This is a genomic window from Micromonospora sp. WMMC273, assembly GCF_027460285.1.
In the GTDB taxonomy this organism is placed as follows: domain Bacteria; phylum Actinomycetota; class Actinomycetes; order Mycobacteriales; family Micromonosporaceae; genus Micromonospora; species Micromonospora aurantiaca.
In genome coordinates, this window is the sequence record NZ_JAPZBE010000001.1 from 1,806,272 (window position 1) to 1,818,640 (window position 12,369).

The 12,369-nt window shown below is 74.3% G+C and carries 16 protein-coding genes; 10 read left to right on the forward strand and 6 right to left on the reverse strand.

All coding sequences use genetic code 11. From position 1 onward, the window contains the following. Nucleotides 1-3: 3 nt before the first annotated feature. The 7 genes from O7611_RS08610 (at nt 4) to O7611_RS08640 (ending at nt 4,297) form a co-directional block, all read left to right on the forward strand. Nucleotides 4-363: a hypothetical protein gene (locus O7611_RS08610; RefSeq protein ID WP_194801019.1), complete on the forward strand. Its 360-nt coding sequence runs from the start codon at nt 4-6 to the stop codon at nt 361-363. A 65-nt stretch (nt 364-428) separates the two neighbouring features. Further along, nucleotides 429-1,250 carry a DUF1206 domain-containing protein gene (locus O7611_RS08615; protein ID WP_194801020.1) on the forward strand — a complete coding sequence of 274 codons (822 nt, stop codon included), beginning with the start codon at nt 429-431 and terminating at the stop codon, nt 1,248-1,250. A gap of 77 nt (nt 1,251-1,327) precedes the next feature. Next, nucleotides 1,328-2,524 carry a mechanosensitive ion channel family protein gene (locus O7611_RS08620; protein ID WP_194801021.1) on the forward strand — a complete coding sequence of 399 codons (1,197 nt, stop codon included), beginning with the start codon at nt 1,328-1,330 and terminating at the stop codon, nt 2,522-2,524. 239 nt (nt 2,525-2,763) lie between these two features. Further along, nucleotides 2,764-3,198, forward strand: coding sequence for a phage holin family protein (locus tag O7611_RS08625; protein ID WP_013474843.1), 435 nt, complete (start codon nt 2,764-2,766; stop codon nt 3,196-3,198). Then, a complete protein-coding gene (locus tag O7611_RS08630) occupies nt 3,195-3,536 on the forward strand; it encodes a DUF3618 domain-containing protein (protein ID WP_194801022.1) in 342 nt (113 codons plus the stop codon). The genes O7611_RS08625 and O7611_RS08630 overlap by 4 nt, the downstream gene beginning before the upstream one ends. Then, the gene (locus O7611_RS08635) at nt 3,533-3,805 is read left to right on the forward strand and encodes a DUF4235 domain-containing protein (protein WP_194801023.1); all 273 of its coding nucleotides are present in this window, start codon (nt 3,533-3,535) and stop codon (nt 3,803-3,805) included. The genes O7611_RS08630 and O7611_RS08635 overlap by 4 nt, the downstream gene beginning before the upstream one ends. A gap of 288 nt (nt 3,806-4,093) precedes the next feature. Then, entirely contained in the window at nt 4,094-4,297 is a 204-nt protein-coding gene (locus O7611_RS08640) for a cold-shock protein (protein WP_007075740.1), read from the forward strand. 79 nt (nt 4,298-4,376) lie between these two features. Here O7611_RS08640 and O7611_RS08645 read toward each other — a convergent pair whose 3' ends face one another. Both O7611_RS08645 and O7611_RS08650 read right to left on the reverse strand, forming a co-directional pair. Next, nucleotides 4,377-4,568 carry a hypothetical protein gene (locus tag O7611_RS08645; RefSeq protein WP_194801024.1) on the reverse strand — a complete coding sequence of 64 codons (192 nt, stop codon included), beginning with the start codon at nt 4,566-4,568 and terminating at the stop codon, nt 4,377-4,379. A gap of 76 nt (nt 4,569-4,644) precedes the next feature. After that, complete coding sequence (locus O7611_RS08650) at nt 4,645-5,628, reverse strand: aldo/keto reductase (protein WP_194801025.1); 984 nt, start codon at nt 5,626-5,628, stop codon at nt 4,645-4,647. 84 nt (nt 5,629-5,712) lie between these two features. Here O7611_RS08650 and O7611_RS08655 point away from each other — a divergent pair, with 84 nt between their 5' ends. Beyond that, nucleotides 5,713-6,504, forward strand: a complete 792-nt coding sequence (locus tag O7611_RS08655) for a trans-aconitate 2-methyltransferase (protein ID WP_194801026.1) — start codon at nt 5,713-5,715, stop codon at nt 6,502-6,504. Next, nucleotides 6,501-7,526, forward strand: coding sequence for an adenosine deaminase (locus O7611_RS08660; protein WP_194801027.1), 1,026 nt, complete (start codon nt 6,501-6,503; stop codon nt 7,524-7,526). The genes O7611_RS08655 and O7611_RS08660 overlap by 4 nt, the downstream gene beginning before the upstream one ends. Here O7611_RS08660 and O7611_RS08665 read toward each other — a convergent pair. The 3 genes from O7611_RS08665 to O7611_RS08675 form a co-directional block, all read right to left on the reverse strand. After that, a complete protein-coding gene (locus O7611_RS08665) occupies nt 7,483-7,758 on the reverse strand; it encodes a hypothetical protein (RefSeq protein ID WP_135239358.1) in 276 nt (91 codons plus the stop codon). The two genes, O7611_RS08660 and O7611_RS08665, sit on opposite strands and share 44 nt — an antisense overlap. Nucleotides 7,759-7,986: 228 nt before the next feature. Next, a complete protein-coding gene (locus O7611_RS08670; protein WP_194801054.1) occupies nt 7,987-9,378 on the reverse strand; it encodes a HAMP domain-containing sensor histidine kinase in 1,392 nt (463 codons plus the stop codon). A 29-nt stretch (nt 9,379-9,407) separates the two neighbouring features. Next, complete coding sequence (locus tag O7611_RS08675; RefSeq protein WP_013285422.1) at nt 9,408-10,097, reverse strand: response regulator transcription factor; 690 nt, start codon at nt 10,095-10,097, stop codon at nt 9,408-9,410. 73 nt (nt 10,098-10,170) lie between these two features. Between O7611_RS08675 and O7611_RS08680 the strand changes: the two genes are divergently transcribed. Next, entirely contained in the window at nt 10,171-11,100 is a 930-nt protein-coding gene (locus tag O7611_RS08680) for an ADP-ribosylglycohydrolase family protein (RefSeq protein WP_269696538.1), read from the forward strand. A 100-nt stretch (nt 11,101-11,200) separates the two neighbouring features. Here the strand turns inward: O7611_RS08680 and O7611_RS08685 are convergent, their stop codons facing one another. Next, nucleotides 11,201-12,274, reverse strand: a complete 1,074-nt coding sequence (locus O7611_RS08685; RefSeq protein WP_228532084.1) for a YcnI family protein — start codon at nt 12,272-12,274, stop codon at nt 11,201-11,203. Nucleotides 12,275-12,369 lie beyond the last annotated feature (95 nt).

A 12,369-nucleotide genomic window follows, 5' to 3' on the forward strand; every position in this document is an offset into this window, starting at 1 on the left:
CGGGTGACGATCCGACGCGCCACCTCCGCCCCCGCCCGTCGCGCCGCCGGTCTGCTCGCCGGTCTCGCCCTCGGCGCCGCACTGCTCGCCGGATGCAGCTCCGAGGGCGCCGAGACCGACTGCGGCCTCGACGCCTGCACGATCACCTTCGACCGTGGCGTGGAGGCCAGCGCCCGGATCCTCGGCGTCGAGGCGAAGCTGATCGGCGCCCAGGACGACCAGGTGACCGTCGAGGTCGCCGGGGAACAGCTCTCGCTCACCGTGGGTCAGCAGGCCACCGAGGTGGCCGGCTTCCAGGTCAGCCTGGACAGCGTCACCGACCAGCAGGTGGTGCTGCGGGTCGCCCGCGACCTCGCCGGCTGATCCGTTTCGGCCGTCCCGGCGGGCGGCGACGTTTGGAAAATCGCCCGCCGGGAGATTGAGGGCTCATGTCTCTCACCCGGAATGCCGGAGCCACCGCCGCACAGGCTCGAAACAGCCGGTGGCTCGAACTGTTGACCCGTGCCGGATTCATCGGATACGGGGTGGTGCACCTCCTCTTCGCCTGGCTGGCGCTGCAGATCGCCTTCGGGAACTCGGGCGAGGAGGGAAACCAGAACGGCGCGCTGCGCACCCTCGGTGAACAGCCGCTCGGGAAGTTCCTCCTGATCGCGGTCGCGGTCGGCCTGTTCGCCATGGCGATCTGGCAGGCGTTCGAGGCGATCTCCGGCCACGTCTCCAGGACCGGCAAGGAACGACTGTTCGAACGGATCGCCTCGGCGGTCCGGGTCGTCGTCTTCGTCTGGCTGGGCTGGACCGCGATCAAGGTCTTCCAGGACGCCAGCTCCAACGCCTCGGACCAGCAGCAGCAGCTCTCCGAGAAGCTGATGGCCTCCGACGGCGGCCGGTGGCTGGTCGGGCTGGCCGGGCTCGCGCTCGCCGCGCTCGGCGTCGGCATGGTGATCTACGGCCTGAAGAAGAAGTTCGAGCGCAACCTCAAGACCGGCGAGATGAGCCCGAAGACCCGCCAGCTCACCCGTCGTCTCGGCATGGCCGGCTACGCCTCCCGGGGCGCCGTCTTCGCCATCGCCGGCGTGCTTGTCGTCGTCGCCGCGGTGAACTACGACCCGGAGAAGGCGCGTGGCCTGGACGCCGCCCTGCGGACGCTGCGCGACCAGTCGTACGGGCCGTGGCTGCTGGCGCTCATGGCGCTCGGCATCGCCGCGTTCGGTGTCTACTGCTTCTTCCAGTCCCGGTACCGCAAGGTCTGATCCTGGTCGATACCCGGGCCGCCGGGCACCATTGGGCCTTTGCCCGATTCCCGCCCGGTCGGAGGGAGAGAGAGTTCGTGCAGAGTTACGTCGTGACAGTCGCCGCCGCGCTCGCCGCGGCGGCGATCGCGTTGGTGCTGGCCCAGGTGGTGCACCGCGTCATCCGCCGCCTCGGCCGCCGCTCGCTGCTGATGACCGAGCTGACCGAGCACGCGCACCGCGCGTTCCAGCTCGCCCTCACCGTGGCCGCGGTGCAGTTCGCGGTCCGGTTCACCACCGCGTACGCGGTCGGCAGCCCGTGGCGGCAGTTCGTCCTGCACACGCTGGTGCTCGCGACGATCGCCGCCACCGCCTGGCTGGTGGCCTCGCTGCTGGTCGTGGCGGAGGACACCGCGCTGGCCCGGTTCCGGGTCGACGTGCCGAACAACAGGCACGCCCGCCGGGTGCGCACGCAGGTGGTGCTGCTGCGCCGGCTCACCATCGCGGTGATCGTGATCCTCACGGTCGGCGTGATGCTGATGACGTTCCCGGCCGTACGCGGCGTCGGCGCCGGTGTGCTGACCTCCGCCGGTGTGATCGCCGCGGTCGCCGCGCTGGCCGCGCAGAGCCTGCTCGCCAACGTCTTCGCCGGTCTCCAGCTCGCGTTCAGCGACGCGGTACGCCTGGACGACGTGGTGGTGGTCGAGGGGGAGTGGGGCCGGATCGAGGAGCTGACGCTCAGCTACGTGGTGGTGCAGATCTGGGACGACCGCCGGCTGATCCTGCCCACCTCGTACTTCACCAGCCGGCCGTTCCAGAACTGGACCCGGACCGAGGCGGCGGTGCTCGGCACGGCCGAGTTCGAGCTGGACTGGGCCGTCCCGGTGCAGGCGATGCGGGAGGAACTGCGCCGCCTGTGTGAGGGCACCGAGCTGTGGGACGGCCGGGTCTGCGTGCTCCAGGTGACCGACGCGACCGGCGGCATGGTCAAGGTCCGCGCGCTGGTCAGCGCCGCCGACGCGGGCAGCCTGTGGGACCTGCGGTGCCTGGTCCGCGAGCACCTGGTGACCTGGGTACGCGACCAGCGCCCGACCGCCCTGCCCCGGCTGCGCGCCGAGGTCGGCGAGGTCAACGGCCTGCTGCCCTGGCAGGCGGTGCAGCCGCGCCGCCCGGTACGCCGCCCGACCGGCACCGAGGCGCCCGACGACGCGCGTGTCTTCGGCGGCAGCGACGACGGCGAGGCGCGCAGCGAGGTGTTCGTGGGCCGGGAGGAGCACGCCGAGGCGCGTCGCTGACCCGTACCCCGATCGGAGCCCCCGGCCGCCCACGGCGCCGGGGGTTCGGCGCGTACGGGCGGCTTTCCGGCCGGACGGGTTTGGCCGGGCGGTTGCGGGGGACGTGGTGCGCACGCCCCGGATCCGGTGCCCGGCACCGGATTCCGGCGGCGCGCGGCCGGGCGGACCGGCTGCTCCGCGCAGGATTGACGGGCGGCGACTCCGGGCATACAGCGCGGTGATGACGAAAGGAGGACAGCATGGCTGACGTCGCGAGTCGCAGCACGTCGCGGACCGGGAGCGAGCCGTCCACCGCCGAACTGGTACAGCGCGCCACCGAGCAGGTCACCCGCCTGGTGCGGGACGAGCTGGCCCTGGCCCGCGCGGAGCTGACCCAGAAGGGCAAGCACGCCGGAATCGGGATCGGTCTGTTCGGCGGCGGCGGGGTGATGGCGCTCTACGGAGCCGGCGCCCTGGTCGCCACCGTGATCCTGCTGCTGGCGCTTGTCATGCCGGCGTGGCTGGCCGCCCTGATCGTGGCGGTGGCGCTGTTCCTGCTCGCCGGGATCCTGGCTCTGGTGGGCAAGAAGCAGGTCAGCCGTGCCGTCCCGCCGGTGCCTGAGGCGGCGGTCCGCAGCGTGCGGGCTGACGTCGACACGGTCACCGCCGCGGTGAAGGACGGGAGGCGGGCATGACCGGTAACGGGACCGGGGACGTGGCGGCGCTCCGGGAGGAGATCCGCCGGACCCGGGTGGAGCTCGGTGAGACGATGGAGCTGCTCGCGGCCAGGGCCGATCCGAAGGCGCTGGTGCGGCACTCGGCTGAGCAGGCGAAGGCGCGGATGCGCGAGCAGGCGTCGCTGACCGCGGCCCGGGTGCGCGGGCGGGCGGCCCAGCGCGCCCGGCTGGTCCGGGCGCAGGCGTACGAGAAGGGTGAGGCGGTCGGGCGCAACCCGTTGCCGTGGGCGGCCATCGCGGCCGGCGCGCTGGTGACCGCGGTGGTGCTGGTGATCGTCCGAGGGAGGCGCAGGTGAGCGGCAGGATCGGCAAGGCGGCGTACAAGCCGGTGGGGGTGCTGCTCGGCCTGGCCGCCGGTGCCGTCGCCGGGGCGATCTTCCGCCAGGTCTGGAAGGTGACGGCGGGCGACGGCGAGGCGCCGAGCGCCACCGACGAGGACCGCCGCTGGGGCGAGGTGCTCGCCGCCGCGGCCCTGCAGGGGGCCATCTTCTCGGTGGTGCGGGCCGCCGTCGACAGGGGCGGAGCGGTGGGCGTACGCCGGCTGACAGGTCGCTGGCCGGACTGACGAAAAGGCCGGAAAGGCCCCTTTCCCGAGCGCGGGGAGGGGGCCTTTCGCATGGCTCCGGCGGGGCCGCGCAGCGCCGTCCGCGCGACCTTCAGGTCACATGTCGGAGAATTTCGTCCGCTAGGCTGTGCGAAGTTTTTGCGTACGTGGTTTGCTTTCTCACGCTGTTGAGAGACGCGTGGGTTGAGAGAAGTCTCCTGCATTGGGGGCCGCCTCAGGCACCGCTGCTCGAAAACGGCCAATCGGCCGCACGGCGTGCTCGGCCGCCAGTTTTAGAAGGAGATACACATGGCGCAGGGAACCGTGAAGTGGTTCAACGCTGACAAGGGCTTCGGCTTCATCACCGTCGACGGCGGGGGTGCTGACGTGTTCGTCCACTTCTCGGCCATCCAGACCAGCGGCTACCGCACGCTGGAGGAGAACCAGCGGGTGGAGTTCGAGATCGCCCAGGGTCAGAAGGGTCCGCAGGCCGAGCAGGTCCGCCCCATCTGAGCTGACCGCACCGGCCGCGCCGGCCGGTGCCGGAAGCCCCGCATCCCGTACGGGAGGCGGGGCTTCGCCTTGCCGCGCCTCAGCGGCGCCGCGCCCGCATGCCCCACCAGAGCCCGGCCAGTCCGAACAGGACCAGCACCGGGCCGACCATCGCCCAGATCCGCTTGTCGCTCATGACGCTGCCCTCGACGTAGCCGAGGCCGAGCACCGTCCACAACGCGCCGATCACCACGGCGAGCAGCCCCACTGTGAGCCGGAACCAACCCCTCATCGTTCCCCCTCCGACGACAGTCCCGCTCCAGCATGCCCGCCGCCGGCGCCCGGCGACGCCGCGCCGCGCGGCCGGTTCACCACCGGTCGTGCACCTGCGGGCGGATCAGCTCGTCGTAGGTGGCCCGCACCGCGGCCAGCTCCACCTCGGTCAATGCCGGCTGCCCGGCCGCCTCGGCGTTGCGCCGTGCCTGCTCGGGGGAGCGGGCGCCGGGGATCACCACAGTCACGCCGGGCTGGTCGAGGATCCAGCGCAGCGCGAACTGCGCCATCGTGCGGTCGTCGCCGACCAGCGGCGCGAGCCGGCGTACCGCCTCCAGGCCGCTGTCGTAGTCCACACCGGAGAACGTCTCGCCGACGTCGAACGACTCGCCGTGCCGGTTGAACGTGCGGTGGTCGTTCGCCGGGAAGGTGGTGTTCTCGTCGTACCGCCCGGAGAGCAGGCCGCTGGCCAGCGGCACCCGGGCGATGATCCCGACCCCGGCGGCAGCGGCGGCGGGCAGCACCCGCTCCAGCGGCTTGTGCCGGACCGCGTTGAGGATGATCTGCACGCTCGCCACACCGGGCCGGGCGATGGCGGTGAGCGCCTGGTCGCAGGTCTCCACGCTGACGCCGTACCCGGCCACGCGGCCCTCGGCGACGAGCGTGTCGAGGGCGTCGAAGACCCGGTCGTCGGCGAAGACGGCGGTGGGCGGGCAGTGCAGCTGCACCAGGTCGAGCGTGTCGACGCCGAGGTTGGCCCGGGACCTGTCGGTCCAGGCCCGGAAGTTGTCCAGGGTGTACGCCTCCGGCGTCTGCTCCACCCGGCGGCCCATCTTGGTGGCGACGGTGAGCCCGTGCCCGGGGCGGGAGCGCAGGAACCGGCCGATCAGGGCCTCGCTGCGGCCGTCGCCGTACACGTCGGCGGTGTCCAGGAAGGTGACGCCGGCGTCGACGGCGGCGGCCAGGACGGCGAGCGCCGCGTCCTCGCTGACCTCGCCCCAGTCCGCGCCGAGCTGCCACGCGCCGAGTCCGATGATGCCGACGTGCCGGCCGAGCCGGTCGAAGCTGCGCTGTTCCATCCGGTCGAGCCTAGTGAGCGGCTTGCCGTGGCGCGCGCCGGGCCGTACCGTCTAACAAGACGTACGTACGGTTTGGAGGCTGCCATGTGGGACCCGCGCACCTACCTGCGCTACGGCGACGAGCGCTCCCGGCCGTTCCACGACCTGCTGGCCCGCGTCGGCGCCGAGCACCCGCGCGCCGTGGTCGACCTCGGCTGCGGCCCCGGCACCCTCACCGCCACGCTCGCCGCCCGCTGGCCCGGCAGCCGGATCACCGGCCTGGACTCCTCCCCGGAGATGATCGCCCGGGCGGCCGCCGAGGGCGGACCGGTCGGCTACGCGGTCGCCGACGTCCGCGACTGGCGGCCGGAGCCCGAGGTGGACGTGCTGGTCGGCAACGCCGTGCTCCAGTGGGTGCCGGAACACCGCGACCTGCTCCGCCGCTGGGCGGCGGCGCTGCCCACCGGCGCCTGGATGGCGTTCCAGGTACCCGGCAACTTCGACGCGCCGTCACACCGGCTGCTGCGCTCCGTCGCCGCGCAGGACCGGTGGCGCGACGCGCTCGCCGGCAAGCTGCGCGAGGCCCCCGTCGACGAGCCGGTCGGGTACGCCACGCTGCTGACCGACGCGGGTTGCGCGGTCGACGCCTGGGAGACTACGTACGTGCATCTGCTGCCCGCCACCGGCGCCGACCACCCGGTGCTGGCCTGGATGGAGGGCACCGCGCTGCGCCCGGTCCGCGCCGCGCTGGACGCCGCCGGCTGGGCCGCCTTCCGCGCCGAGCTGGGGGTACGGCTCGCGCAGGCGTACCCGGTGCGGCAGGGTCAGGTGTACTTCCCGTTCCGCCGGATCTTCATGGTGGCCCGCACCGGCACCCGCGCAGAGGAGAACTCGTGACCGACCTGCCCACCTTCATCGCCGGACTGCCAAAGGTGGAGCTGCACGTGCACCACGTCGGCTCGGCCTCGCCCCGGATCGTCGCCGAGCTGGCCGCCCGGCACGAGGGGCGCAGCCCCGTCCCGGCCGACCCGGAGGCGCTCGCCGACTACTTCGCGTTCCGCGACTTCGCCCACTTCATCGAGGTCTACCTCAGCGTGGTGGACCTCATCCGCGACGCCGACGACGTCTGGCTGCTCACCCACGAGGTCGCCCGGGAACTGGCCCGCCAGCAGGTCCGCTACGCCGAGCTGACCGTCACGCCGTACTCGCACGTCAACCGCGGCATCCCGGCGCCGGCGTTCTGCGAGGCGATCGAGGACGCCCGTAAGCGCGCCGAGGCCGACTTCGGCATCGCGTTGCGCTGGTGCTTCGACATCCCCGGCGAGGCCGGCCTGCCCGCCGCCGAGCAGACGCTGCGGATCGCGCTCGACGAACGACCCGACGGGCTGGTCAGCTTCGGCCTCGGTGGCCCCGAGATCGGGGTGCCCCGGCCGCAGTTCAAGCCCTGGTTCGACCAGGCGCGGGCCGCCGGGCTGCGCTCGGTGCCGCACGCCGGCGAGACCACCGGCCCGGAGACGATCTGGGACGCGCTGCGCGAGCTGGGCGCCGAGCGGATCGGCCACGGCATCTCCGCCGCGCAGGACCCGGCGCTGCTGACCTACCTCGCCGAGCGGCGGATCCCGCTGGAGATCTCCCCGACGTCGAACGTGCGCACCCGGGCCGTGCCCAGCCTGGACGCGCACCCGCTGCCCCGGATCGTCGAGGCCGGCGTGCCGGTCAGCATCAACTCCGACGACCCGCCGATGTTCGGCACCACGCTCAACGACGAGTACGCGGTGGCCGCCCGGCTGCTGCGGCTCGGCCCCGACGGGGTCGCCGCGCTGGCCCGCGACGCCGTGGCCGCCGCGTTCCTGACGCCGGCCGAGCAGGCCCGGATCACCGCCGAGATCGACGCGTACCTGGGGAGCGCGGCACGCTGAGCGGCCGTACCGGTGCCGGCCGCCGGGATCCCCGGGGCGGCCGGCGCCGCGCGGTCAGCAGCATCGCGGACAGCGCGAGCACGGTGAGCGCGACGGTGGGACCGGGAGCGGCGGGCGCGGGCCGGACGGGCCCGTGCGCGAGCACCGGGTCCTGCCAGACCGCGAGTGTGAGCGCGATGCCCAGGCCGATGACGGCGGCCCAGCGGAGCAGACGACTGACGGCCGGTGGCATGACGGTCACCTCGCGCCCGGGATCGACGGGAGAGCGCGCGCGACGGGAGCGAGGTGTGGGGGGACCGGACTCCCGCCGCGCGCATGATCCGTCGGCCGGAAGGTCTTACGGGGCGTCCCGGCCGACGGAACTGATGGGTTCTGTCAGCGATCCTGGCAGTTCACGCCGGTTTTCCGGCCGTCGTTAAACCACCTTTAAGGAGAACTTGCGCCCGTACACAGCCACGGGTCAGCGCGGGCGCGGCCAGCGCCGCCCGGCACGCGGCTCACGGGCCTCCCGGGCCATCCGCCCGACCAGCCCGAACCGGTTCACCTGCCGGGGTGCCGCGTCCGGGTCGGCCAGCAGCATCACCACGCTCGCCCCGCCGAGCCGGGCCCGGTCGATGCTCACCGAACCGTTCGCCTGCAACGCGACCCGCTTGGCGATGTCCAGCCCGAGCCCGGTCGAGCCCTTGTCGCTCTCACCCCGGCGCAGCGCCCGGTCCGGGTCGGCGATGCCCGGCCCGGCGTCGTCGATGCGGATCGCCACCCAGCCGTCCCGGCGGCTCACCGCCACCTCGAACGCGGTGCCCTGCGGCGTGTACCGGAACACGTTGCCGATCACCGCGTCCAGCGCGGCGGCCAGTTCGGCGCGGGGCACCGGCGCCGGGATGCGGAACTGCGCCCCGACCACCCGGTGCGGCCGGTTCTGGTCCCCGGCCAGCGCCGACCAGAAGACCATCCGGTCCCGGACCACCTCGCTCACGTCGCACGACGCCGGCGCCGACTCCTGGGCGACCGCCTTGCGGGTCGTCTTGATGAGCTGGTCGACCTCGCCCTCCAGCGTGACGATCGCCTGCCGGATCCGCCGGATGCCGCGTCGCCGGTCCAGCTCCGCCTCGCTGAACGTGCCGATGCTCGTGTCGTCGGACTCCAGCGCCTCGGCGTCCAGCCGCAGCGCGGTCAGCGGCGTACGCAGCCGGTGCGACAGGTCGGCGACCAGCTCGTGCTCGTCGGCACGCAGCGCCACCAGCCGTTCCGTCATCCGGTTGAACGCGTGCCCGGCCTCGGCCAGCTCACGCGGGCCGGTCGGCTCGACCCGTACCCCCAGCTCGCCGTCGCCCACCGCGAGCGCCGCCTTGACCAGATCGCCGGTGGCGTCCACGGCCCGTGCCGCCACCCGGTCGACCACGGCGACCGCCGCGCCGACAAGCGCCAGGCCGATCGCGAACAGCAGCAGCCACCGCCCGCCGCCCCCGGAGTCGAGCACTTCGTCGGGGACGAACACCTCCACCACGGCGACCCGGTCACCGAGCACCACCGGGTCCAGCCGCAGCACCCCGCCGTCCACCTCGGTCACCACCGACTGCCGCCGCGCGGCCGCCTCGGCGAGCACCCGCGGGTCGGCGCGACCGGCGGACTCGTCCGCGCCGATGCCGTGCACGACCGGGCGCATGGCCGGATCGTCACCGGCCGCGGCGGCCACCGCCCGTTCGATCGTCGCGGTGTCGGTGCTGACCGCGAGCGCGCCGGTCACCAGCGCGGCCCGGCGGGCGGCGTCGGCCAGCTCCGCCTCCCGGGTCCGGTCGGCGAGGGTCAGCCCGAGCGGGATGAGGAAGGCGAGCGCGATCAGGCCGCACAGCCCCGCGGTGAGCCCGGCGAGGCTGAACCTCAGTCCGGCGCCACCAGCCGGAAGCCGACCCCCCGCACGGTGCGCAGGTAACGCGGCTTCGCCGCGGACTCGCCCATTTTGCGGCGGAGCCAGTACAGGTGAACGTCGATGGTCTGGTCCTCGCCGACCGATGGCTGCCGCCATACCTCCTCCAAGAGTTCCCGCCGGGACACTACCCGGCCGGGACGCGCGGCGAGATACGCCAGCAGGTCGAATTCCTTACGGGTCAGCGCCAGCGCCTCCCCGTCCAGCACCGCGCTGCGCTCGCCCACGTCGACGCGCAGGCCGCCGACCGTGTGCACGGCCGGCGCGACGGTACGGCTGGCCCGGCCGGCCCGGCGCAGCACAGTGGTGATCCGGGCGTCCAGGTGCGCCCCGGTGAACGGCTTGACCATGTAGTCGTCCGCGCCGGCGCGCAGCAGCCGCACCACCGACTGCTCGTCGTCCCGGGCGGTGGCGATGATGATCGGCACGTCGGTGATGCCGCGCAGCATGCGCAGCGCGTCCGAGCCGTCCAGGTCGGGCAGACCGAGGTCGAGCACCACCAGGTCCGGCGTCTCCGCGGCGACCCGGCGCAGCGCGTCCAGCGCGGTGCCGACGGCGTGTACCGCGTGCCCCCGATCGGTCAGCGACCGCAGCATGGCGCCGCGCACGACGTGGTCGTCTTCGACCAGCAGGACGGTTGCCACGTCAGCACCGTACTCGGCGTGGCAAGCCGGTCGCGTTGCGGCGGTCCGGCCAACCGGGCAAGCTGGGACGGCGATGACGTTCACGCTCTTCCCCGACACCCGCCTCACGCTCGCCCGCGACGCGCTCGCCGGCCTGTCGGTGGGCGACGCCCTCGGCTCCCAGTTCTTCGTCCCCGGCCGGCACCCGGACGACCTCGCCGCAGGGCGGCTGCCCGAACCGCCCTGGGAGTGGACCGACGACACCGAGATGGCGTGCTCGGTGGTGGCCGAGCTGGCCGCCGGCGGCCGCATCGACCGGGACCGGCTGGCGCTGGCGTTCGCGCAGCGCTGCGAGCCGTACCGGGGGTACGGGCCGGGCGCGGTGACGGTGCTGCGGCTGATCCGCACCGGCACGCCCTGGCCGGTGGCCGCCGCGTCCGCGTTCGACGGGCAGGGCTCCTGCGGCAACGGTGCCGCGATGCGCGTCGCGCCGCTCGGCGCCTGGCACGCCGACTCCACCCGCCGCGCCGCCGAGCAGGCCCGCGCCTCCGCCGAGGTGACACACGCCCACCCGGAGGGCGTCGCGGGTGCGGTAGCAGTCGCGGTGGCCGCCTCGCTCGCCGCCCGCGCCCGCCTCGACGGCGGCCGGCCCGACCCGGCCCGGCTGCTCACCGCCGTCGCCGGGACGCTCGACCCGGTCGGCGAGGTGCACCGCGGGGTACGCCGGGCCGCCGCGCTGCTCGGTCACTCCGCCGCCGCGGCGGCCGACGCGCTCGGCAACGGCTCCCGGGTCACCGCGCAGGACACCGTGCCGTTCACGCTCTGGGTCGCCGCCACACTGCTGCACGACTACCCCGCCGCGATCCGCGTCTGCGTCGAGGCGGGCGGCGACGTGGACACCACAGCCGCGATCGTGGGCGGGATCGTGGCCGCGTACACCGGGGTGGGCGCGCCGGGCGGCGTGCCGGAGAGCTGGCTGACCGCCCGCGAGCCGCTCCCCGGCTGGCTGACCGCCCCCGCCTGACCGCCCGTACTTCCGTTCGTTTCGACCGGCACGCGCCAGCTCGGGGAGGTGGCGGGGTCGGCGGGGGTGGGATGCAGCCACCTCGGCGAAGTGGAGTCGATCATGCGCTCCGGCGTGCACCACCAGCGGGGACGGGCTCGCCGAGGGGGTCCGCGGCGCTCCTCGAATCCGGGGAATCCGGTGCCGGGTCTCCGCTGGACGAATGCGGTTCCGAGCCGCCGTGGGGCGAATCGGGTGCGGGCCTGCTGCGGGACGAGTCGGGTGCCGGGGTGTCGGCGGCGGGAGCGGGGGCACGCTCGGGGGAGTCGGAGCGGTTGTCCGCGTCCGGACGCTCGGTGGCGGCGGGCGCGTCGGGGGAAAGGCTGTCGTCCGGGGTAGGGCTGCCGTCGGGCGGCAGGGTCATGGTGTCGCGCCGGCGGCGACTGAGCAGCCAGCCGATCGCCGCGCCACCGGCCAGCCCGGCGAGCAGGCCGCCGCCGAGCAGCAGGTCCGCGCTCGGCCCGTCGTCGGCAGCCCCGGCCGCCGGTGCCGTGCCGCCCTGCGCGCCGCCCTGCGCCCCGCCGGGTGCGCCCGGCGCGCCGTGCCCGCCGTGCCCGGCGCCGCCCGCTCCGGAAGCGCCGTCGTGCGTCACGGTGCCCGGCAGCGGCGGCAGCAGGTCGACCGTCGGCGCGGGGTGCGGGCCACCCGCCGGGTCCGCCCACCGGACCACAGTGCCGTCGTCGTACGTCTGCGTCACGGTGAACGTGAGCCGGTCGGTGGCGGGCATCGGTCCCATGCCCAGCGGCAGCCGGGCCGCCCCGGTGCCGGTGCCGGGCATCCGCAGCCAGCTCACCGCGTGGGTCACCTGGTTCAGTTCGGCCGCGTGCATGCCGGGGACCGGCTGGTCGAGCGTGCGGGTGGTGATGGTGGGCGCCCAGTCCGGCACCGACAGCGGGTACACCTCGCCGATCGGGGCGTCCGCGGGCATGGTCAGCTCGATCCGGGTGGTCCGGGTGCCGGGCCTGTCCGCCGGCACCAGCACGGACAGTTCGATCGCGTCGCCCTGGCGTACCTGGGCGGGCGAGGTCGTGACGGTCACCCCGGCCGCGTTCGCCGCGGCGGGCCAGCCCACCGCCCCGGCGAGTACCGCCGCCAGCAGCGCCGCCGCCCACCGGCCCTGACGGGTCATCCTCATGGTCGTCCCCATCCTTCTCGGCTGGGGCCGGTACCGGCTCCGGCCCCACCTGGTAGTTCGGGCGGCGGGGCGAAAAGGTTCAACCCGGCAGGGAA